This window comes from Rhizobacter sp. SG703, from assembly GCF_012275445.1.
Classification (GTDB): Bacteria; Pseudomonadota; Gammaproteobacteria; order Burkholderiales; family Burkholderiaceae_C; genus Rhizobacter.
This window is the reverse complement of sequence record NZ_JAAZQK010000004.1, coordinates 171,406-191,796: the sequence shown is the minus strand read 5'-3', so window position 1 is coordinate 191,796 and position 20,391 is coordinate 171,406. Positions and strand designations below refer to the sequence as shown.

Here is a 20,391-nt window from a genome sequence, read left to right as displayed (position 1 = left end):
CTGCCCGCATCGACCGTCAAGTTATCGAGACCCGGACACCTGACCGCGTGGTTTCAGGAACTCCCGCTTTGTATCCGTGTGCCGTTGCGAGCTGAGACAACTCAGGGTCGCTGGCCCAGCCGTTCTTACGAGCAAAGGGAGTTCGGACAGCTTGGTCAATCATCCGACTGAAAGCGAACCAGCACAGCTTCCAATCGCGCTCGGCGTCCTCGCTCAGCATGGCTCGCAGCTTGTCCTTGTCGAAGTACTTGCCGACCTTTGCCGCTTCCTTATAGGCCTCGATGTCGCCACCCACCTCGTCAAGAAGAGTGCGCAGGCTGGAAATCTTGTCGCTCAGCGTGACGGCTGCATTCGAAGTAGTTGGCGCTGCTGCCATGGTCGAATCGGCGGCGGCCGAGCCTTCCAACGCTGCAATGACACCTGCGGCGAGTTCGGGGTCTGCCGATAGCTGTGCGATGAGGCGCTTCGTGAGTTTCTTCTTCAGCCGTGTCGCCTCTTCGGCCTCGAACGCGGCCTGGTGTGCGTCGCTCCTCGCTTTCTTCTCCGGCAGCTTGTCCTCGACATAGGCGATTTCGCGCGCGGACAGCCCTTCGTCGGCAAACGCCCTTTTGTCGGCCGCAGTCAGCGCGCCGGTGCCTGCAGGCAAGCTGTACTCGATGGTCACAGGCACGCGGCACTTCTTGACCGTCGAGCCCACCTCGACATCCTTTAACACCTTCTTGACCACATGGATGGGGCCCGGCCGGAGGCCGGGTGAGCAGCGCTGAAGGACCATGATGTGCAGAGGTTCGGGGCGGCTCTTCTTGGCATGTACGCCTGCGGTTGACGATTTGGTTTGAGTCATTGGGATTCCCCTGGGTTGGTTGCAGTGACTCGTATAGCAACCGGTCTCCCACACCACACAGCGACCGCATTGCAAGCAATACCGCGACGCGCATTGACGCCGGCGTGCGAGTGCGCCGTCACGCACCGCGAAGTTGCCGGTGCACGATGCCGACGTTGAGCCTCGGCAATCGCAGACCGTCCAGTGGCGACGCCGATTGCGATGCCAAGTCGGCGGATGCCGAATCGGCTTTGTCGCCGCTTGCGGCAGCACGAGGCGACACAGTTATGCCCTTCGCGACACGGTTGCCCAAGCCCCGGAGGGGTGGGCTGCGGATGCGGCCCAGTCCGGCGGTAAGCCGGACCGACGGAGCTGAGCGGAAGCTCGGCTCCATGGGGACGACCCGGCGGCAGTGCCGACCGCCGAGTCCGCCGGTAGGGGGATGAGGCGGTCGGGGCTGGTAGCGCGGAGCGCTTACTCCCCGGCCGGGTCGTCCCCATAAGCGTGTCGCGGGTCCCGGCGGGACCAAGCACGCCCATAGCCATCGACGGTGCACTCGTAGTGCCTATACGTCCGAAAGCGAGTGCGCTTTCGGAGCCCTGATGACAAACAACACCACGAACACAGCGCGGCCTCAAGAGGCCAAAACCCGGCATGTCGGGCCTGAGACCGCGGCAGCGGTCGTCCACACGAGTTTGGTTGCACAGCTCGATGCTGCGCCTGCAGCAGCGCCCACACGCAACCACCTGCCGAGCCATGACGCGAGCGCTGAAAACGGCAGCGCGCAGTCGCGCGGCGCCGCGCCGCGCAGCCGCAATAAACCCTCCTCGGCCGAACCCTTGAAAAAGTTCCGGTCGAAGGGCATCGCGACCTGGGACAAGGCGCAGGACTACGAGTGGGCTGCCACCTATGCCGTGGGGCATTTCGGACTTCTGAACACCCGACAACTGGGCGAGTGGGTCTTCAAGGACCTTGCCACGGAAGGCGCGCGGCATCGGCAAGCCCAAGCCCTGACCCTGCGCCTGTGTCCGCAAGCCCGCGCCGGCAGCGTTGCGCAACGCCTGGCCACCGAAGGCCACCGGCCGGTGCTGCGCGCGCTCGGCAGGAAGAAGGTCGGCGCCTGCTTCTACTACTACCTGAACGCTGGAGGCTTGCGATACATGCGGCACAACTTCGGGCTGGCCTTGCCCGACGCTTCGAAGTCACTGACCACGGTCAGCGACATGGCCAAGCGCGCGCTCGTGTTCGAACACTGCCTGGCCCTCTACCGCGCCGGCAAGGACTTGACGCTTGTCGGGCCGGCCGCCCTAGCGGCCGACGTCAATCGGCAACAGAACCTCGACCCGCTCCCGCGAGCCGTCTTGAACTGCCTTGCCAACCTCTGGTGCAAGGTCAGCACGACAGACCGGTCGACCTACACCTATGCCACCGACCGGCCAGGCTCATCAAACGGCGCCAGCGTCGCGAGCTACCGGGAGCTCGCAAAGGTGGCCTCGCTGCTGCTCGGGCGCAGCATCGCCATCGAAGTCATCGGTCGTCGAATGCCGACTGAAGCTGGCGCGGCATTGAACGACACGCGGCTCGCTCGGGCCATCTTGAAAGCTGCAGACAAGGAGGTCTTCTGGACCCAGGACGGGAAGTACCGCGTCGACAAGCTGGCCACATTCTTCACCTCCTTGAGACCCCATGCCGCCAGTATCCGGACGCTGATGGAGCGCCATCGTGCTTGAGCACATGCTCTTGCCTTTGATGCCAAATGCGCGGGAGCTACTTGAACGCGTGCAGCCGTGGCTGTTCGACGACGATTCCGCCACCGACCTCGCACTGCTGCACGCCATCGGCGTCCTGGGCTCCATGCGCGAAGCGGAGCTGGCACTCTTCTATCGGGGGCATCTCGAGCCGGTTGCCGGCATGCAGGGCTACGCCGACGAGTACGCCGTGGTCTACCCGGCGTGCAACGGCCATGGCAGCGTGACGAGTGCCAGCGCGGTGCATGCGACCCGACGCCGACTGCACAAGCTGGTCGAAGAGAAGCTGCTGAACGTCGCAATCGTCGAGCGCACGACTTCAGACCATTTGGCCGGGCGCTACTACTGGCTCACGCGCCGCGGCGCACAACGTGTTCTCGACGCTGGCTACCGGGTCCGCGGCCGCCAGAACATCCACAACATGACCCACGTCGGCTCGGTGCAGGACCAGCACCGGCTACTCGAGCAGCAGTACATCGTTGCCCGCCGGCTCATCAGGCCGTCGCTGCGGGTCTGGGGCGAATATGCCATCCGGTCCGGCCTAGCGCGGCAGCCCACGCCGGCCGACGCCGGCACCAGGGTGGCCACGATAAGGGAGCAGCTCGTCGCGATGTCGGGGGCTCTGTATCTGACGCCCGCGGAACTGGGCCTTACCGGCGTTGCGAACACCGAGGCGAATCGTCGGTACTTCACGCGCAGGCCCGATGTGCTGCTGCTCGACGAACAACCAGAACGCGAGCGCTATCTGGATGCCACCGGCCACAACCCGCATTCGACGCCGCCCCATGTCTTCGGCGACATCGACTGGACGGAAGTCGAGGCGAGCAAGAAGGACGCGGTGACCCAGGGCAGGTCGTTCAACGGCATCTTCTATCTGGGACGGATGCTCGACGCCAGCCTGGAGCGTGGACTGGTCACGAAGTTCACCCTGGTCACGCGTAACCACCCGCACGCCAACCTGCGCGCGAAGCTGTTGGATGCGTACGAGCGGTGGCTGTCGAGGGCCGACGTGCAGGTCATGCTGCAGAAGAACGCTCGACTCACGGCCGGCTTCGACCCCGAGCGGCTGGGCGAGCAGGTATGGCTCACCGAACTGACCCAGGATTCGGAGCACCGCCTGACCGGCATCCGCATGGAGTCCGTGGCGTCTATTGCCCTGCGCGAACGGCGCGGGGGTTTCTGAGCCTGGCCGGGTAAGTAGAGGCTAGTGTGGTGCGCCACGCAGTCTTGCACTTGTCCGGCGCGCTCGTTGCCCAGCGGGCTTGGCGTAGTGGGCAGGCCCGGCGCTGCGTCGCACACAATGTGGTGACATAGCAAGGCTGCGGGTAGAAATTCCCTCAAAAGCTTGGAACAACGAAATGAAGGTCAGCGCGCTCATTGAGCTCCTCCAACGACAGAATGCGGACTCGACCGTCGTCGTCTGCGACAAGACGGACTTTGTCCGGGCAGGTCTGATTCGCCCACTCAGTCCTGCGGAAGTGCAACCCGTTCAACTCGGCGAGGTACTTGAGGACGATGGAAGATGGGTCTGTGAGTGGAGGGAACGCCCCGTCGACTGCGAAGGCCCGATGCTGGGACTGTTGCTGGGCCCGCGTTAGTGGAGCACACCCAGACCGATTAGTAGCCTCTCTCGGGGCCATCGACCAGCCTACAGTGAGCCATGTCCTGGCGTAGATAAGTTCGAAGACTTTGAGCCCCCCACACTAGCGAGGTGCTGGGGCGTTTTCAACGTTGAAAACAGCAGCGCCTGGGGCAATCCGACGGACTGCGACGCACCCTCGCGCTCGGCGTCAGGGGATGGACATCAACCTTGCCATGCCGCTACCTATACGCTGCATCACAACGACTCAAGGTCAACCATGCCCATCAACGGCCCACGCACCGAGCGCCAACGCCTTTGCCTTCAACTCATCCTGCACACCCATCTGCATCAGTTAGAGATGCCGTTGACCGAGCAGATGGTGTCGGAACTTTGCGTCGAACTCGGCCTGCCTAACGTGCCGAGCACGCACAGGGCAAGAGTGGCGGCCCTGCAGGTAGAGGCGGCAAAGCTGCTGCCCGAATCGTCCTGAATTGGTTCATCCAGCCCCCGCCAGGTGCGGGGGCGCTCTCTGGAGTAAGGGGCTCGCCACGCGACGGTCGTCGGCGGCGCGGTGCTGCAGTGGTACCTACACAAGATGCCGCACGGGAAACCTGCGGCTTCAAGGAAACCACCCAGAGGAAAAGACATGGCAATTGGAAACGATGGGCGCTTCTCGCCCAACGCAACGAAGGCGGCGCTCGAGCTGTTCTCCGCAACCGAAATGGCGCGCGTCCTTCATAAGTTGGACTGCGGGCTGACGCGGGACCAGGCGACATTGATTGCATCGACCTACGAGCAGCTGTTCACGCCTGCAAGTGTTCGTCGCAGCAGGAACGGCTTGGTTCGCGAGCGGCTGATGCAGAAGGTGCAGGAGATTTTCAAATCGACGCGTCAGGCACAGCCTGTGGCCGAGGCGAGTGAGCTGGTCTACAGCCAGGTCCTCGATGTGCAGGCCGGCGATTGGGCTGGGCTCTATGTCCGGTTGGCGGTTGCGCTCGGCATGGACCCAGAGGCCGCCGGATGCGCGTACGCGGTGATTCAGCTGCGACGCGAGCAAGGCAAGAAGGGCGACGACGCCAAGTTCGCTGCCGAGCAGTTCGGGGAGATGTGGTCCAAGGCAGACTGCGCCGCGTTGGACGATGCACGGGAAGTCGAGAGCATCCTGCGCGATGTCACCAAGACCTGCATCGCCGTCGCTCAGAAAGGTGCCCTCGAGGGGTTCAAAGCGGCCGACGAGGAATTGCGGCGGGAGGCTGCAAAGCTCCGCGGGCGCCAGTGGTCGGAACGGTCAACGGGTCGACGCGAAGCTGCAGCTTTCGCGCAGCGCTAGTTCAATCAAAGCCCCTTCGGGGGCTTTCCTACGCCGCCTTAGAGCGTCTGAGTCCTTGCGCTCAGTCCCACTTGGCGACCGGAAAATACGGTAGCGACCATCCCGCCTTCTGCTGGTTCATTTTGCAATGTTCAATGCTCGCAGCCTTGCCTCTTGGCGGGCTTGCTGTCGTACGACGGCATTGCTGTCGCTGCTCTTCGCGCCGGCCTTGGGCCGTGGCTTTGGAGCAGAGGCCTGGGGCTTGCCTTTCTGCGCTGGGGCGAGCTCCTCGGTCGTGCTGGGATGGTCAGATGACGGCCCGGAAGTTCGGCGAAACGTCCGGGTCAGGAAGTCCTCGAACTCTGCTGGGTGCCAGTACTCGCGACTCCCGAACTGGACCGGCTGAGGCAGCCGCTCATCCCGGATGTAGTTGTCGATGGTTCTGGTGCACACGTCGAAGACTGCGGCGGCGTCGGCCTTCGTGACGAGCTTGGAAACGGTGAGGTTGGACATTGGGCATTGCGAAGTGGCGATGCCATGTCTAGAACCTGCCGTTTATTCCGTCGGCATGCCGCCTGCACTGGTGGCACTCACGCGCCCAGCGATGCGAGGCTTTCGCGAGACTGCTCGGACGCCAGGAAGCCGGAGAACGTCAAGGTGCTTCGGCCCTCAGAAACTTCCCCCGACGTGTTGAGCGGGGTGGCCTCTGAGGCTTCGGCCGTTTCACAAGAGGCGTCGACCACGTCGCGCACGCTGACGCTGGCCTTCTTTCGGAGGTATTTCCGGCCGCGGTGCTGGCGAATCTGGTTGTCATCAGCAAAACATTCATCGAGCTTCTTGGCCAGTCGCGAAGCGCAGAGATGGGAGTAGCGCATCAGCATCCGCAGGTCGCGGTGACCGCTGAAGGTCTGCAGGTCCTGCACAGACACTTTCCCGGTCTCGGCGAGGCGAGAGATGGCCTCATGGCGTGCATCATGAATGCGCAGGTCGCTGATGCCAGCCATTTCGCAGGCCTTCATCCAAGCTCCCACGATGTAGTCCACCCCGACGTCGAAGATGCGCGTGGTGTCGCGCGGCAAGTCCTCCAGCAAGGCCAGGAGGTCCTTGCGCAATGCCAGCTTGCGCGGGCGCCCGTTCTTGGTCTCGGGGAGGAATGCGGTCTGCGCGACGAGGTCGATGTGCTCCCAAGGGAGGCCCATGGTCTCGGCGCGGCGTGCCCCTGTGCAAACCTGGAATTGATAGAAGCACTCCAGGTAGGGCACGACCTCCGCCGTTTCCTCGGCCAAGGGGCGGAGTTCTGCGCGGACCTTGGCGAGGACCTTCTTCCGGGCGCTGAAGCTGGTGAACGTCTGCCCAGCCAGCGCCTCGTCGGCGAGCTGGGTCAGCCGTGCTTCAACCGCGCGCTCGAAGTCGAGCGCTGCCAATGCGTCGAGCAGCCGGGCCTCTTCGTCCGTGGAAATCCGTCGGACTCGTTCGTTGAAGTACTTCGGGCGGCGTACGGAATCCATCGGGTTCTTCGCGAGCGCGTAGTCCCACACCTTCGTCACGACCTGGAAGATTGCCTTCAAACGGTCGATGTCGCGGTCGACGGTGCCGGACGCCACGACTTCGAGCCGGTCGTTGATGAAGGACTCGATGTCCACCGTCGTGATGTCCGCCAGCGGCTTGTGAATCCAGGCCAGTTCGTCGCTGCTGCGGCGCATCTGGAACTTGACCTCGCGCACCGGCTTGCCGAGCTCGCGCAGCTTGTCGCGGTAGGCCTCCAGCAGCTTGACGCCGGCGGGCCCGCTGTCCGCGAGCCAGCCTTCGAGGCAGTACGAGGTGACCTGGTGGCTCTTGTGCTTGGGGGACTCCTCGAGCAGGTAGCGAACGATGAGTTCAGCCAGGGTGACCTTGAGCGACTTGCTGTAGTCGGCGAAGAGGCTGCGTCCGCGTTCCTCCTCGACGCGCTTGATGAAGCGTTCGGCTTGTTCGAGCGAGGAGAAGGTGGCGGACTGCTCCTTCTGGCCCTTGGTGCGGATGCGGACCAGCCAGCTCTCGTCGAGCTGGACTACGTTGGGCTTGTACTTCTTCTTGGAACGACGCAGCTCCTGCATGTAGGCCTCGACGGCCTCGAGTTGGTCGTAGCTGAAGTGGCGGGTGGCGCCAGGTACGTTCTTGACGGTGACGCGGAAGCGGCTTCGGTTGGCGATGGTTGCCATGAGTTCTCCGATGACTAGGAGACTCGTGAAGCCAAGCAGGTTTAGATTCTTGGGCGTCCTGTGCCAACCAATGCCGTTCCGGTGGCACAGAATTGGCACAGAACCCCTGAAATGCAAGAAGCCGCGGAGTCCGCGGCTTCTGCAAGTCCTTGATATCCAAGGGAATTCTGGTCGGGGTGAGAGGATTCGAACCTCCGGCCTCTACGTCCCGAACGTAGCGCTCTACCAGGCTAAGCTACACCCCGATCTTTCGGTGCGAACCCGCGAGCATCGCGAGGCACCTGATGACAACAAGCCGCAGTGTTCTGATTCGGGGGTCTCAGAACGACCTGTCGATCGATCGAAAACACAATTCTAGCAGAGCTTCGCGGTGTTTCGAGTCCGGCAACAACAAGAGACTTTCGCGCGCCTTGTCGGCTTCGTCGCGGGCGGCTTGCCGCGTGGCATCGAGCGCCCCGGTGAGGCGGACGATCTCGACGATTTCTGCCAGCCGGGCGACCTCGCCATGCTCGATCGCGTGACGCACCACGGCGCGTTGTCCGGCAGTGCCCCGTTCCATCGCCAGCAGCAGCGGCAGCGTCGGTTTTCCTTCGCGCAGATCGTCGCCGACGTTCTTGCCCAGTTGCTCGGTCGCACCCTCGTAATCCAGCAGGTCGTCGACCAGTTGGAACGCAGTGCCGAGCGCACGGCCGTAGCTCGCGCAGGCATCCTCGATGTGGGGCGGTGCATCGGACAGCACCGCGCCCAGCCGCGCGCTGGCCTCGAACAGTTTGGCGGTCTTGAAGCGGATGACCCGCAGGTAGTCTTCCACCGCGAGGTCCGGGTCGTGCATGTTCATCAACTGCAGCACCTCGCCCTCGGCGATCACGTTCGTCGCATCGGCCAGCACTTCGAGCACGCGCATGCGGTTGACCGACACCATCATCTGGAAGGCACGCGAATACAGGAAATCACCAACCAGCACGCTGGCGGCGTTGCCGAACAGTGCGTTGGCCGTGGCGCGTCCTCGGCGCAGCTCGGATTCGTCGACGACATCGTCGTGCAGCAGCGTGGCCGTGTGGATGAATTCGACGGTCGCGGCCAAGTCGAACCGCTCCGGTCCGCGGAAGCCGAGCGCGTTGGCAAACAGCAACACCAGCATCGGGCGGATCCGTTTTCCACCAGCGCTGATGATGTAGTTGGAGATCTGGTTGATCAGCACGACGTCGGATGACAGGCGCTGCCGGATCACCTGATCGACCTCGCTCATTTCCGGAGCCATGAGTTGCGCAAAACCTGGCGCGGGACTGGTGGGATGAGGGGTGGAGGTCTGCACGGAAGGCTCAGGTGTTTGCGCCAAATTATAGGAAGCGGGGACGCGCCATCGATTCGTGCAGGATTGCCGGCCTCGCCGAGGCGCCGGCGCCTCGTACGGGCTTCCCCGGGTCTGGGTGAGCGTGCTAGACTCGCGGGCTCTGCATTTCCTGCAGGGTTCGCCCATGGGTGCCGCTACTCGAGCAGATCGAGAGCCGAGCCCCTGGCGGAATTCATTGAAAGGGCTGATATGTACGCGGTCATAAAAACCGGCGGCAAACAATACAAGGTTGCTGCAGGCGAAAAGATCAAGATAGAACAGATTGCTGCGGATGTTGGCCAAGAGATCACGATCGACCAGGTGCTTGCCGTCGGAAACGGCGCAGACCTGAAAGTCGGGACTCCCTTGGTGACGGGCGCAAGCGTGAAGGCCACCGTGGTGGCGCAAGGCAGGCACGACAAGGTGCGTATCTTCAAGATGCGCCGTCGCAAGCACTACCAGAAGCGGCAGGGTCACCGCCAGAACTTCACCGAGATCGAGATCAGCGCGGTTTCCGCCTGATCGAAGCCTGACCTGCTTCCCCAAGCTTCCAGGAGTTAAACCATGGCACAGAAAAAGGGCGGCGGTTCCACACGGAACGGCCGCGATTCCCAACCCAAGATGCTCGGCGTCAAGGCCTTCGGTGGCCAGATGATCCCGGCCGGTTCGATCATCGTCCGCCAGCGCGGCACGAAGTTCCATGCCGGTCAGAACGTCGGCATCGGCAAGGACCACACGCTGTTCGCATTGGTCGAGGGCGAAGTCAGCTTCGCCGTCAAGGGCCCGCGCAACCGCCAGACGGTCAGCGTCAAGACGGCAGCGTGAGCTGCGGCTGCCTCGTGCAGCTGGCGTTGATCCCGAGCCCCGGTCACCCGGGGCTTTTGTTTTTTCCGGTCGCCGGTCGACCGGTGGCCTACCATGCAGCCTCTGGCGGTGCGGTGGCCTGTGGGCGAGATCATGAAATTCGTAGACGAAGCGACCATCGATGTGGCGGCAGGCAATGGCGGCAATGGCTGCATGAGCTTTCGCCGCGAGAAGTTCATTCCCTTCGGTGGGCCGAACGGGGGTGACGGCGGGCGCGGCGGCAGCGTCTACGCCGTCGGCGACCGCAACCTGAACACGCTGATCGACTTCCGCTATGCGCGTCGGCACGAAGCTCGCAGCGGCGAGAATGGCCGCGGCTCCGACCAGTACGGCGCGGCGGCCGAAGACATCGTGCTGCGCATGCCGATGGGCACGATCATCACCGACACCGAAAGCGGCCAGGTGCTGGCCGAGCTGCTGGTGCCCGACGAGCGGGTGCTGCTGGTGAAGGGCGGCGATGGCGGTTTCGGCAACCTGCACTTCAAGACCAGCACCAACCGCGCGCCGCGCCAGAAGACGCCCGGCTGGCCCGGCGAGCAGAAGAAGCTGAAGCTCGAACTGCGCGTGCTGGCCGACGTCGGCCTGCTCGGCATGCCGAATGCCGGCAAGTCGACGCTGATTGCCGCGATCTCGAACGCGAAACCGAAGATCGCCGACTACCCGTTCACGACGCTGCATCCGAACCTCGGCGTGGTGCGAGTGGCGCCGGAGCAGAGCTTCGTCGTCGCCGACATCCCCGGGCTGATCGAGGGCGCGGCCGAGGGTGCCGGCCTCGGCCACTATTTCCTGCGCCACCTGCAACGCACCCACCTGCTGCTGCACCTGGTCGACATGGCGCCGTTCGACGATGCGGTCGACCCGGTCGCGCAGGCGAAGGCCATCGTCACCGAGCTGAAGAAATACGACCAGTCGCTGCACGACAAGCCGCGCTGGCTGGTGTTGAACAAGCTCGACATGGTGCCGCTCGACGAGCGCGAGAAGCGCGTGAAGGACTTCGTCAAGCGCTTCAAGTGGAAGGGGCCGGTGTTCCAGATCTCCGCGCTGACGCGCGAAGGCTGCGAGCACCTGGTGCATGCGATCTACAAGCACGTGGCGGCGCTGAAGAACGTCGTGCCGGACGATCCCGATCCCCGTTTCGACGCGCCGGTGCAAGACCAGGGGTCCGCCGCCGCTGCCCATGAGTGATGCAGGCGAGTGAAGCAGATGAGTGAAGCGCTGAAGAACGCCCGTCGCATCGTCGTCAAGGTCGGTTCCAGCCTCGTGACGAACGAAGGCCGGGGCGTCGACGCCGAGGCGGTCGGCAACTGGTGCCGGCAGATGGCGCACATCGCCGGGCAGGGGCGCGAGATCGTGATGGTCTCGAGCGGTGCGATCGCCGAAGGCATGAAGCGGCTCGGCTGGGCGGCGCGCCCGAAGGCGATCCACGAACTGCAGGCCGCTGCCGCGGTCGGGCAGATGGGTCTGGCGCAGATCTACGAAACCCAGTTGCGCGCCTACGGAATGGGCAGCGCGCAGGTGCTGCTCACCCATGCCGACCTGGCCGACCGCGAGCGCTACCTGAATGCACGCTCGACGCTGCTCACCTTGCTGCGCATGCGCGTCGTGCCGGTCATCAACGAGAACGACACCGTCGTCAACGACGAGATCAAATTCGGCGACAACGACACGCTGGGCGCGCTGGTCGCCAACCTCATCGAGGCGGACGCGCTGGTGATCCTCACCGACCAGAAGGGCCTGTACTCCGCCGACCCGCGCAAGGATGAATCGGCCACCTTCGTCCACGAGGCGCAGGCCGGGGCGCCCGAGCTGGAGCGCATGGCCGGCGGGGCCGGCTCGAGCCTCGGCCGCGGCGGCATGATCACGAAGATCCTGGCGGCCAAGCGGGCCGCTCGCAGCGGCGCGTCGACGGTGATCGCCTGGGGCCGCGAGCCCGACGTGCTGATCCGCCTCGTGCAAGGCGAGGCGATCGGTACCGCGCTCAACGCGCCGACGCAGAAGATGGCCGCCCGCAAGCAGTGGATGGCCGATCACCTGCAGTTGCGCGGTGCTGTCGTGATCGACGACGGTGCGGTTGCGAAGTTGCGCGACGAAGGCAAGAGCCTGCTGCCGATCGGCATGATCGAGGTGCATGGCGAGTTCGCGCGCGGCGACGTGATCGCGGTGCGCTCGGGTGCGGGCCTCGAGATCGCCCGCGGCCTGGCGAACTATTCGAGTTCCGAGGCGCGCCTGATCGCGCGCAAGCCGTCGAGCGAGTTCGAGCGGCTGCTCGGCTTCACCGGCGAGCCGGAGATGATCCACCGCGACAACCTGGTGCGCGGCTGATCAGTCTTTCGGCGCGCCGGGGTCGTCGTCCAGCGCCTGCGGCTCGGTCGCCGGCCGCGATTCCTCGAAGCCATCGTCGCGGTGATGCGGTCGCATGCCCGAACGCAGGTAGCGGTTGTGATGATTCCCGCGCGGCAGGAAGCGCGCGAGCTCGGTCAGCGCCATCTGGTACACGTCGCGCTTGAACTCGATCACGACCTCGAGCGGTACCCAATACTCGTTCCAGCGCCAGGCGTCGAACTCCGGGTGGTCGGTGGCGCGCAGGTTCATGTCGGTGTCGCGGCCGACCAGCTGCAGCAGGAACCAGATCTGCTTCTGCCCCCGGTAGTGGCCGCGGGCATCGCGCCGGATGAAATGATCCGGCACTTCATAGCGCAGCCAGTCGCGCGTGCGCGCGATGATGCGAACATGGTCCGACGTCAGCCCCACCTCCTCGTGAAGCTCGCGGAACATCGCCTGCTCGGGCGTCTCGCCGTATTTGATGCCCCCTTGCGGGAACTGCCAGGAGTGGGTCCGGATCCGTTTGCCCCAGAAAACCTGGTTCTTCGTATTGAGCAGGATGATGCCGACGTTGGGTCTGAACCCTTCTCGGTCGAGCATAATCAACCTCAAATTCCTTAGTTGAAATCATTATTGCACCGGCATGACGGGAATCAACCCCGTGGCTTTCCCTCAAGGCCTGCCGACTGCTGTTTTCTTCAGCGTTCTTTTTCGGCGTTCTTCCCCGCATCCCCATGAAAGCCTCCCAGTTCTTCGTCTCGACCCTCAAGGAAGCGCCCGCCGACGCGGAAGTCATGAGCCACAAGCTGATGCTGCGGGCCGGCTTCATCAAGCGGCTCGGCGCCGGCATCTACACCTACATGCCGATGGGGCTGCGGGTGATCCGCAAGGTCGAGGCCATCATCCGCGACGAGATGAACCGGGCTGGCGCCATCGAGCTGCTGATGCCGGTCGTGCAACCGGCCGAGCTGTGGCAGGAAACGGGGCGCTTCCAGAAGATGGGGCCGGAGTTGCTGCGCGTGAAAGACCGGCACGACCGCGACTTCATCATCCAGCCGACCTCTGAAGAGGTCATCACCGACATCGCGCGCCAGGAGCTGCGCAGCTACCGCGCGCTGCCGAAGAATTTCTATCACATCCAGACCAAGTTCCGCGACGAGCGCCGCCCGCGCTTCGGCGTGATGCGCGGCCGCGAATTCACGATGAAGGATGCCTACTCCTTCGACCGCGACCTCGACTCCGCCCGCAAGAGCTACCAGGCGATGTTCGACGCCTACGTGCGCATCTTCGAGCGCCTGGGCCTGCAGTTCCGTGCGGTCGCTGCCGACACCGGCGCGATCGGCGGCGAGGTCTCGCAGGAGTTCCAGGTCATCGCCGACACCGGTGAAGACGCGCTGGTCTACTGCCCGACCTCCGACTTCGCTGCCAACATCGAGCTCGCCGAAGCGCTCCCTGCCGTCGCGCAGCGCGCCGCCGCGACGGCCGCGCTGCAGCGCACGCCGACCCCGAAGGCCAGCACCTGCGCCGACGTGGCCGCATTGCTCGGCGTGCCGTTGCAGACCACCGTGAAGTCGCTGGTGCTCGCGACCGACGAGACGGACGATGCCGGCGACCTGAAGCAGACGACGATCTGGCTGCTGCTGGTGCGCGGCGATCATTCGCTGAACGAGGTCAAGGCCGGCAAGCTGGCCGGCCTGAAGGCGGGCTACCGCTTCGCCACCGCGTCGGAGATCGAGGACCACTTCGGCTGCAAGCCGGGGTTCCTCGGCCCGATCGGGCTGCGCAAGCCAGTCAAGGTCGTCGCCGATCGCACCGTCGCGAACATGAGCGATTTCATCTGCGGCGCCAACGAACCCGACATGCACATCACCGGCGTCAACTGGGGCCGCGACCTGCCCGAGCCCGACCTGGTCGCCGACATCCGCAACGTGCTCGAAGGCGATCCGTCGCCCGACGGCAAGGGCGTGCTGGCGATCCAGCGCGGCATCGAGGTCGGCCACGTGTTCCTGCTCGGCACGAACTACACGAAGGCGATGGACGCGACCTACCTCGACGAGTCCGGCAAGCCGCAACTGATGATGATGGGCTGCTACGGCATCGGCGTGACCCGCATCCTGGGCGCCGCGATCGAGCAGCGCCACGACGAACGCGGCATGCTGTGGCCGACCGCGATTGCGCCGTTCAGCGTCGTGATCTGCCCGATCGGCTACGACCGTTCGGCCGAGGTGCAGGCGGCCGCCGACCAGTTGCACGAGCAGCTCGAAGCGCTCGGCGTCGACGTGATGCTCGACAACCGCGGCGAGCGCCCGGGCGCGATGTTCGCCGACTGGGAGCTGATCGGCGTGCCACACCGCGTGGTGCTGTCCGACCGCGGCCTGAAGGAAGGCAAGGTCGAGTACCAGGGCCGCGCCGACGCGCAGGCCTCGGCGGTCGCTGCCACCGAGGTGCTCGACTTCGTGAAGGCGAAGCTGGCGTCATGACCGCCGCGAGGCCCGCGGCGGCTCCGCGCGCCGCGGGGGCCATCCAGCGGCGATCGCTGCTGGCGGCTGCGGCCGCTCCGTGGTTGGCATGGCCGGTGCGCGAGGCCGTGGCCGGCGCGCAGGTCGAGGAGCCGCTCGCCGATGCAGTGCGCGGTGCGTTGGCAGCCGCGATCGCGAACAGCGCGCCGCCGAAGCCCGTCTTCGTCAGCACCGAGGCCCGGCTGGCCTATCTGCGCTGGCTCGGCGAGATGAGCGCGCGGCTGAAGAAGCGCAAGGCCGAGCACGTCACCCGCATCGAGTTCCTCGACACGCTGTGGTACGAGAGCACCCGCGCCGGGCTGGAGCCGGCGTTGATGCTGGGGCTGGTGCAGGTGGAGAGCGGTTTCCGCAAGTACGCGATCAGCAGTGTCGGGGCGCGCGGCTACATGCAGGTGATGCCGTTCTGGGCGCGGCTGATCGGCAACGGCGACGTGAGCCGGCTGTTCCACATGCAGACCAACCTGCGCTTCGGCTGCGTGATCATGCGGCACTACCTCGACGTCGAACGCGGCGACCTCTACATGGCGCTGGGGCGCTACAACGGCAGCCGCGGCAAGCCGGAGTACCCGAACCTGGTGTTCGGCGCGAAGCGCTACTGGGACTACAAGGCCTGATCGGGCGTCAAAGCCCGGGCCAGGCGGTCGGCGTCGCGGCCTCGACCCCCAGCAGCGACAGCACCCGCTCCACCGTGTCGTTGACCATCTCGTCGATCGTCGTCGGCCGGTGGTAGAACGCCGGCAGCGGCGGGAAGATCACGCCGCCCATCTCGGTCACCGCGGTCATGTTGCGCAGGTGCGCCAGGTTGAACGGCGTCTCGCGCACCATCAGCACGAGGCGGCGGCGCTCCTTCAGCGTCACGTCGGCGGCGCGCGCCAGCAGGCTGTCGGAGAAGCCGTGCGCCACCGCGGCCAGCGTCTTCATCGAGCACGGCACGATGACCATCGCCGCGCTCGGGAACGAGCCGCTCGCGATCGCGGCACCGATGTCGGCCGGGTTGTACGCGGTGTGGGCCAGCGCTTCGAGCGCACGCCGGTCCATGCCGAGTTCGTGGTGCACGTTCAGCACGCCGGCCGGGCTTGCCACCAGGTGGGTCTCTCGGCCGAGGGCCTTCAACCGTTCGAGCAGCCGCACGGCATGGACCGCGCCGCTGGCGCCGGTCACGCCGACGACGATGCGCTGCGGCGCGCTCACCAGATCAGGCTTTGACGCCGAGGACCTGCTGCAGCTCGCCCGCCTGGTACATCTCCATCATGATGTCCGAGCCGCCGACGAACTCGCCGTTCACGTACAGCTGCGGAATGGTTGGCCAGTTCGCGTAGTCCTTGATGCCCTGGCGCACGCCTTCGTCCTCCAGGACGTTGACGGTCTTCAGGTCGGTCACGCCGCAGGCCTTCAGCACCTGCACCGCGCGGCCGGAGAAACCGCACATCGGGAATTGCGCCGTCCCCTTCATGAACAGGACCACGCGGTTCTGCTTGACGAGGTCATCGATGCGTTGCTGTACGTCGCTCATGGTCTGGCGCCGGCGGGCCCGGCAGAGTTCAGGGTGGAAGGACCGACGTTATACGGCAAAGCGGAGGCGACCCGTGCCGACCTCCGGCATGCCCCCGGCGGAAATGCGACTTCGCCGACGCGGCGACCCGGCGTCAGAACGAATACGACACGCCGAGCTGCAGCACTGGCTGCAGGCGCAGCTCGCGCACCTGGTCGTCCAGGCTTTGGCCGAGGCTGCGCCCGAAACGTCCGGCCAGCACGCCGACATCGGCCGAGAAGCCCCAACCGCCCTTCAGCGACAGCCCGGTGTAGCCGATGCCGACGTACGGCGAGGTGATGCTGTCGGTGCTGCCGTCGGGGGTGGGATTCACGCGGCGGTCGATGCTGAACTGCGCGCCGGTGCCGGGGCCGCTCCATGGCGACGAGCGCGGCCCGAACAGCACGCCGCTGGTGGCACGCAGCCCGCCGGCGGGGGTGCCCTGGCTGAAGGCGGGCATCAGGTAGTAGTCGGCCATCAGGCTCAGGCTGCTGAGCTTCAGGCCGGCGCTGTCGAAGCCGGGAGTGTCGTTGCGCAGGCCCGGGCTGGTGCTGGCGGTGCCGAGGCTCATGCGACCTTGCAGGTTGCGCCACCCGAGCCCGTTGCCGCCGATGTCGAGGGCCACCGCAGCCTGTGCGCTGGCGAACGCCAGCGCGCCGATGCCGATCCACTTCCACCTGGGGTTCCACATGGCGACTCTCCTTGCGACGGGTGTGACGGGAGACGAACCTGCGGCCCGCTGAAGGCCTCGCGACCATGCTACGCCGGCCGCGCCGGCTTGGGGGGCGCCACCCCGCGATCCAATGGCAACAGTCGTCAGCGCGTGCAGTCCTGCCGGTAACAGGCTCAGCGCGTGGCCTGCCGCCAACGGCCGCCGGTGCAGCGCTCGTGGCCCCCGAGGTCGCGCCGGGTCGCCACGTCGCACAGGCCGGCGGCGGCCAGCAAGGCCTGCACCTCCCGGGCCTGGTCGTGGCCATGCTCCAGCAACAGCCAGCTTCCGTCACGCAAGTGGGCACTGGCACCCGCGATGATCTCGCGCAACGAATCCAGGCCGTCGCCGCCGGGGGTCAGCGCGAGTCGTGGTTCATGCCGCAGTGCGTCGAGGTGGTGGTCGTCGCCGGCGATGTAAGGCGGGTTGCTGACGACCAGGTCGAAGCGGCGGCCCGCGACCGGTGCCCACCAGTGGCCCCGCAGCAACGCGAGCGGCAGGCCGAGGGCGCTGGCGTTGCCAGCGGCGACTGCCAGCGCGTCCGGGCTGGTGTCGACGGCACTGAGGTCTGCGCGCGGGCAGCGGTGCTTGATCGCCAGCGCGATCGCGCCGGAACCGGTGCCCAAGTCGAGCACCTGCGGCGCACCGGTGCCGGCGAGTTCGCCGCCGAGCAGTTCCAGCGCCCAGTCGACCAGCGTCTCGGTGTCCGGCCGCGGCACCAGCACCGCGGGCGACACCTGCAGCGCCAGGCCGTGGAAGTCTTTCCGGCCGAGCAGGTAGGCGACCGGCTCGCCGGCGAGGCGGCGCGCGACCAGCGCGTCGAAATCCGCCGCCCGGTCTGCTGGCATTGCGTCGTCGCCATGCGCGATCAGCCAGCTGCGGTCGCGCCCGAGCACCGCGCCGAGCAGCAGCTGCGCATCGAGCCGGTCCAGCCCTGCGCCGCGTGCGCCGGCGAGCGCTGCGTCGACGGTGGCTGCGCTCACGCGCCGCGTCCTTCGAGCTCGGCCAGCTGCTCGGCGGCGCTCGCAGCCTGCAACGCGGCCACCACGTCGTCGAGCTCTCCTTCCATCACCGACTGCAGCTTGTACAGCGTCAGGTTGATGCGGTGGTCGGTCAGCCGGCCCTGCGGAAAGTTGTAGGTGCGGATGCGGTCGCTGCGGTCGCCGCTGCCGATCAGCCCCTTGCGCGTCGCGGCTTCCTTCGCGGCGCGTTCGCTGCGGTCTTTCTCGCGCAGCCGCGCGGCCAGCACTGCCATCGCCTTCGCCTTGTTGCGGTGCTGCGATCGGTCGTCCTGGCATTCGGCGACCAGCCCGGTCGGCAGGTGGGTGATGCGGATCGCGCTGTCGGTCTTGTTGACGTGCTGGCCACCGGCGCCGCTGGCGCGGAAGGTGTCGATGCGCAGGTCGGCGGGGTTCAGCTGGATCTCTTCGGCCTCGTCGGGCTCCGGCATCGCCGCGACGGTGCAGGCGCTGGTGTGGATGCGCCCCTGCGTCTCGGTCTGCGGCACGCGCTGCACGCGGTGGCCGCCCGATTCGAACTTCAGCCGCGCATACACGTCGTCGCCGTCGACGCGCAGCACCACTTCCTTGTAGCCGCCGAGGTCGGACATGCTCTCCGACATCAGCTCGGTGCGCCAGCCGCAGCGCTCCGCATAGCGGGTGTACATGCGCAGCAGGTCGGCCGCGAACAATGCGGACTCGTCGCCGCCGGTGCCGGCGCGGATCTCGAGGAAGGCGTTGCGGCCGTCGTCCGGATCGCGCGGCAGCAGCGCGGTCTGCAGTTCGTTCTGCAGGCGTTCGAGGTCGGCCTCGGCGGCGGCGATCTCGTCGCGCGCCATCTCGGCCAGGTCGGCGTCGCCCAGCATGTCGCGCGCGGCCAGCAGGTCGCGCTCGCGCTGCTGGTAGCGGCGAAACCGCTGCACCACGCCGTCGACCTCGGCATGCTCGCGCGTCAGCGCGCGGAAGCGGTTCATGTCGCCGACCACCGATGGGTCGGCGAGCGTCGCGTCGAGTTCGCTCAGCCGCATCGCGAGGCGTTCGAACTGCTGGCGGAGGGTGTCTTTCATCGGGGCTCCGGAAAAGGTTCGCGGAGCCGGCGCGCGGCCGGAGCCGCACAGGATGCGCCCGCTCCGCCGTGATGCGGCGGACGACGGGGCGTCGCTAGTGGTGGTCGCCGGGCTTGCGCGGCGCGCCGCGCAGGAACAGCCGCGACACCGTCTGCGCGAGCGCGGCGCGGTGTTCGCCGTCGGCCGCATGCAGTTCGGCCAGCGTGCCGTGCAGCATCTTCTGGGTCAGGCCGCGGGTCAGCGCTTCCAGCACCGCGTCGAGGTCCTCGCCCTTCGCGAGCATCTTGCGGGCGCGCGCGATCTCGGCCGCGCGCCAGTCGTCGGCCTGTGCGTTCAGCGCCTGGATCAGCGGCACCGTGCCGCGCTGGTCGAGCCAGTGCACGAAGCTCTGCACGCCGCTTTCGATGATGACCTCGGCCTGCTCGACCGCGGCCTGGCGCTTCTCGCCGGCCGTCTGCACCAGCGCCGACAGGTCGTCGACGGTGTAGAGGTAGACGTCGTTCAGCCGCGACACCTCGGGTTCGATGTCGCGCGGCACGGCCAGGTCGACCATGAACATCGGGCGGTGCTTGCGGGCCTTCAGGGCGCGCTCGACGGCGCCCAGGCCGATGATCGGGAGCGAGCTCGCGGTGCACGAGATCACCGCATCGAACTCGCCGAGCCGGGCCGGCAGGTCGGACAGGCGGATCGCCTCGGCGCCGAAACGCCCGGCCAGCTTCTCGCCGCGTTCCAGCGTGCGGTTGGCCACTGCCATCGCCCGTGGCGCCCGGGCCGCGAAGTGCGTCGCGACCAGCTCGATCATCTCGCCGGCGCCGACGAACAGCACCTTGGTCTCGCGCAGGTCTTCGAACAGCTGCGACGCGAGGCGAACCGCGGCGGCGGCCATGCTGATCGAATGCGAGCCGATCTCGGTGGAGGTGCGCACGTCTTTCGCGACCGCGAACGAGCGCTGGAACATCTGGTGCAGCGTCGTGCCCAGCGTGCCGGCGCTGCTGGCCTCGCGCACCGCCTGCTTCAGCTGGCCGAGGATCTGCGGCTCGCCGAGCACCATCGAATCGAGGCCGCTCGCGACGCGGAAGGCATGGCGCGCCGCGGCGCCGCCTTCGAGCACGTAGGCATGGTCCATGAAGTGCTGGCTCGCGACGCCGCCGACGCCGGCCAGCCAGTCGATCGCCGGGCGCACCAGCGCCGGTTCGGCCGCGCAGTACAGCTCGGTGCGGTTGCAGGTGGAGAGGATCGCGGCTTCGGGGCTGCCGCTCGGGCGCGCGACCCGTTCGCGAAAACCCTGCAGCGTCGGTGCCAGCTGCTCGAGCGTGAACGCAAAACGGCCCCGCAAATCCAGCGGAGCCGTCGTGTGGTTCAGTCCGAGGGCAAAAACACTCATG

General features: G+C 66.3%; 21 protein-coding genes and 1 tRNA gene. 10 read left to right on the top strand and 12 right to left on the bottom strand.

What is annotated here, in order from left to right; genetic code table 11:
- Window positions 1-16: 16 nt before the first annotated feature.
- Entirely contained in the window at window positions 17-844 is an 828-nt protein-coding gene (locus FHT26_RS09105) for a hypothetical protein (protein ID WP_168559819.1), read from the bottom strand.
- A 581-nt stretch (window positions 845-1,425) separates the two neighbouring features.
- Here FHT26_RS09105 and FHT26_RS09100 point away from each other — a divergent pair.
- The 4 genes from FHT26_RS09100 (at window position 1,426) to FHT26_RS09085 (ending at window position 5,483) form a co-directional block, all read left to right on the top strand.
- Window positions 1,426-2,553: a hypothetical protein gene (locus FHT26_RS09100; protein ID WP_168559818.1), complete on the top strand. Its 1,128-nt coding sequence runs from the start codon at window positions 1,426-1,428 to the stop codon at window positions 2,551-2,553.
- Window positions 2,546-3,754 carry a hypothetical protein gene (locus tag FHT26_RS09095; RefSeq protein WP_168559817.1) on the top strand — a complete coding sequence of 403 codons (1,209 nt, stop codon included), beginning with the start codon at window positions 2,546-2,548 and terminating at the stop codon, window positions 3,752-3,754. Before FHT26_RS09100 ends, FHT26_RS09095 begins: the two co-directional genes overlap by 8 nt.
- A gap of 676 nt (window positions 3,755-4,430) precedes the next feature.
- A complete protein-coding gene (locus FHT26_RS09090) occupies window positions 4,431-4,643 on the top strand; it encodes a hypothetical protein (protein WP_168559816.1) in 213 nt (70 codons plus the stop codon).
- Window positions 4,644-4,799: 156 nt separating this feature from the next.
- Window positions 4,800-5,483, top strand: coding sequence for a hypothetical protein (locus tag FHT26_RS09085; RefSeq protein ID WP_168559815.1), 684 nt, complete (start codon window positions 4,800-4,802; stop codon window positions 5,481-5,483).
- 117 nt (window positions 5,484-5,600) lie between these two features.
- Here FHT26_RS09085 and FHT26_RS09080 read toward each other — a convergent pair whose 3' ends face one another.
- The 4 genes from FHT26_RS09080 to ispB all read right to left on the bottom strand — a co-directional run bounded on the left by FHT26_RS09080 (window position 5,601) and on the right by ispB (window position 8,924).
- Window positions 5,601-5,975, bottom strand: a complete 375-nt coding sequence (locus tag FHT26_RS09080) for a helix-turn-helix transcriptional regulator (RefSeq protein ID WP_168559814.1) — start codon at window positions 5,973-5,975, stop codon at window positions 5,601-5,603.
- A gap of 77 nt (window positions 5,976-6,052) precedes the next feature.
- Complete coding sequence (locus FHT26_RS09075) at window positions 6,053-7,663, bottom strand: site-specific integrase (RefSeq protein WP_168559813.1); 1,611 nt, start codon at window positions 7,661-7,663, stop codon at window positions 6,053-6,055.
- 168 nt (window positions 7,664-7,831) lie between these two features.
- Window positions 7,832-7,908, bottom strand: a tRNA-Pro gene (locus FHT26_RS09070).
- A gap of 74 nt (window positions 7,909-7,982) precedes the next feature.
- Complete coding sequence (ispB, locus tag FHT26_RS09065) at window positions 7,983-8,924, bottom strand: octaprenyl diphosphate synthase (protein ID WP_056817138.1); 942 nt, start codon at window positions 8,922-8,924, stop codon at window positions 7,983-7,985.
- A gap of 282 nt (window positions 8,925-9,206) precedes the next feature.
- Here ispB and rplU point away from each other — a divergent pair, with 282 nt between their 5' ends.
- The 4 genes from rplU (at window position 9,207) to proB (ending at window position 12,182) form a co-directional block, all read left to right on the top strand.
- The gene (gene rplU, locus FHT26_RS09060; RefSeq protein ID WP_056817140.1) at window positions 9,207-9,518 is read left to right on the top strand and encodes a 50S ribosomal protein L21; all 312 of its coding nucleotides are present in this window, start codon (window positions 9,207-9,209) and stop codon (window positions 9,516-9,518) included.
- Between the two features lie 42 nt (window positions 9,519-9,560).
- Entirely contained in the window at window positions 9,561-9,821 is a 261-nt protein-coding gene (gene rpmA, locus FHT26_RS09055; protein ID WP_168559812.1) for a 50S ribosomal protein L27, read from the top strand.
- Between the two features lie 132 nt (window positions 9,822-9,953).
- On the top strand, window positions 9,954-11,045 hold the full coding sequence (gene cgtA / locus FHT26_RS09050) for an Obg family GTPase CgtA (RefSeq protein ID WP_168559811.1): 1,092 nt from the start codon (window positions 9,954-9,956) through the stop codon (window positions 11,043-11,045).
- 18 nt (window positions 11,046-11,063) lie between these two features.
- On the top strand, window positions 11,064-12,182 hold the full coding sequence (gene proB / locus FHT26_RS09045; protein WP_168559810.1) for a glutamate 5-kinase: 1,119 nt from the start codon (window positions 11,064-11,066) through the stop codon (window positions 12,180-12,182).
- Here the strand turns inward: proB and FHT26_RS09040 are convergent, their stop codons facing one another.
- A complete protein-coding gene (locus FHT26_RS09040; protein WP_056817152.1) occupies window positions 12,183-12,782 on the bottom strand; it encodes an RNA pyrophosphohydrolase in 600 nt (199 codons plus the stop codon).
- 134 nt (window positions 12,783-12,916) lie between these two features.
- On the opposite strand from FHT26_RS09040, the gene FHT26_RS09035 reads away from it, so the two are divergent.
- Together FHT26_RS09035 and FHT26_RS09030 are read left to right on the top strand one after the other, a co-directional pair.
- Complete coding sequence (locus FHT26_RS09035) at window positions 12,917-14,662, top strand: proline--tRNA ligase (RefSeq protein ID WP_168559809.1); 1,746 nt, start codon at window positions 12,917-12,919, stop codon at window positions 14,660-14,662.
- Window positions 14,659-15,315 (top strand): lytic transglycosylase domain-containing protein, encoded by a 657-nt coding sequence (locus tag FHT26_RS09030; RefSeq protein ID WP_168559808.1) that lies wholly within the window; start codon window positions 14,659-14,661, stop codon window positions 15,313-15,315. The genes FHT26_RS09035 and FHT26_RS09030 overlap by 4 nt, the downstream gene beginning before the upstream one ends.
- 7 nt (window positions 15,316-15,322) lie before the next feature.
- Here the strand turns inward: FHT26_RS09030 and FHT26_RS09025 are convergent, their stop codons facing one another.
- From FHT26_RS09025 to hemA, 6 genes are all read right to left on the bottom strand, one after another.
- Complete coding sequence (locus tag FHT26_RS09025; RefSeq protein ID WP_168559807.1) at window positions 15,323-15,892, bottom strand: UbiX family flavin prenyltransferase; 570 nt, start codon at window positions 15,890-15,892, stop codon at window positions 15,323-15,325.
- A 4-nt stretch (window positions 15,893-15,896) separates the two neighbouring features.
- Window positions 15,897-16,214 (bottom strand): Grx4 family monothiol glutaredoxin, encoded by a 318-nt coding sequence (gene grxD, locus FHT26_RS09020; protein WP_168559806.1) that lies wholly within the window; start codon window positions 16,212-16,214, stop codon window positions 15,897-15,899.
- Window positions 16,215-16,347: 133 nt separating this feature from the next.
- Window positions 16,348-16,923 (bottom strand): hypothetical protein, encoded by a 576-nt coding sequence (locus FHT26_RS09015; protein WP_168559805.1) that lies wholly within the window; start codon window positions 16,921-16,923, stop codon window positions 16,348-16,350.
- Window positions 16,924-17,078: 155 nt separating this feature from the next.
- On the bottom strand, window positions 17,079-17,924 hold the full coding sequence (prmC, locus tag FHT26_RS09010; RefSeq protein WP_168559804.1) for a peptide chain release factor N(5)-glutamine methyltransferase: 846 nt from the start codon (window positions 17,922-17,924) through the stop codon (window positions 17,079-17,081).
- The gene (prfA, locus tag FHT26_RS09005) at window positions 17,921-19,006 is read right to left on the bottom strand and encodes a peptide chain release factor 1 (protein ID WP_056817165.1); all 1,086 of its coding nucleotides are present in this window, start codon (window positions 19,004-19,006) and stop codon (window positions 17,921-17,923) included. Before prfA ends, prmC begins: the two co-directional genes overlap by 4 nt.
- 94 nt (window positions 19,007-19,100) lie before the next feature.
- Window positions 19,101-20,390, bottom strand: coding sequence for a glutamyl-tRNA reductase (hemA, locus tag FHT26_RS09000; protein ID WP_168559803.1), 1,290 nt, complete (start codon window positions 20,388-20,390; stop codon window positions 19,101-19,103).
- Window position 20,391: the final 1 nt, after the last annotated feature.

Coding starts and splice junctions, on each gene's coding strand:
- FHT26_RS09105 (WP_168559819.1), bottom strand. CDS start 844: ATGACTCAAACCAAATCGTCAACCGCAGGCGTACATGCCAAGAAGAGC.
- FHT26_RS09100 (WP_168559818.1), top strand. CDS start 1,426: ATGACAAACAACACCACGAACACAGCGCGGCCTCAAGAGGCCAAAACC.
- FHT26_RS09090 (WP_168559816.1), top strand. CDS start 4,431: ATGCCCATCAACGGCCCACGCACCGAGCGCCAACGCCTTTGCCTTCAA.
- FHT26_RS09085 (WP_168559815.1), top strand. CDS start 4,800: ATGGCAATTGGAAACGATGGGCGCTTCTCGCCCAACGCAACGAAGGCG.
- FHT26_RS09080 (WP_168559814.1), bottom strand. CDS start 5,975: ATGTCCAACCTCACCGTTTCCAAGCTCGTCACGAAGGCCGACGCCGCC.
- FHT26_RS09075 (WP_168559813.1), bottom strand. CDS start 7,663: ATGGCAACCATCGCCAACCGAAGCCGCTTCCGCGTCACCGTCAAGAAC.
- ispB (WP_056817138.1), bottom strand. CDS start 8,924: ATGGCTCCGGAAATGAGCGAGGTCGATCAGGTGATCCGGCAGCGCCTG.
- rplU (WP_056817140.1), top strand. CDS start 9,207: ATGTACGCGGTCATAAAAACCGGCGGCAAACAATACAAGGTTGCTGCA.
- rpmA (WP_168559812.1), top strand. CDS start 9,561: ATGGCACAGAAAAAGGGCGGCGGTTCCACACGGAACGGCCGCGATTCC.
- cgtA (WP_168559811.1), top strand. CDS start 9,954: ATGAAATTCGTAGACGAAGCGACCATCGATGTGGCGGCAGGCAATGGC.
- proB (WP_168559810.1), top strand. CDS start 11,064: ATGAGTGAAGCGCTGAAGAACGCCCGTCGCATCGTCGTCAAGGTCGGT.
- FHT26_RS09040 (WP_056817152.1), bottom strand. CDS start 12,782: ATGCTCGACCGAGAAGGGTTCAGACCCAACGTCGGCATCATCCTGCTC.
- FHT26_RS09035 (WP_168559809.1), top strand. CDS start 12,917: ATGAAAGCCTCCCAGTTCTTCGTCTCGACCCTCAAGGAAGCGCCCGCC.
- FHT26_RS09030 (WP_168559808.1), top strand. CDS start 14,659: ATGACCGCCGCGAGGCCCGCGGCGGCTCCGCGCGCCGCGGGGGCCATC.
- grxD (WP_168559806.1), bottom strand. CDS start 16,214: ATGAGCGACGTACAGCAACGCATCGATGACCTCGTCAAGCAGAACCGC.
- FHT26_RS09015 (WP_168559805.1), bottom strand. CDS start 16,923: ATGTGGAACCCCAGGTGGAAGTGGATCGGCATCGGCGCGCTGGCGTTC.
- prfA (WP_056817165.1), bottom strand. CDS start 19,006: ATGAAAGACACCCTCCGCCAGCAGTTCGAACGCCTCGCGATGCGGCTG.
- hemA (WP_168559803.1), bottom strand. CDS start 20,390: ATGAGTGTTTTTGCCCTCGGACTGAACCACACGACGGCTCCGCTGGAT.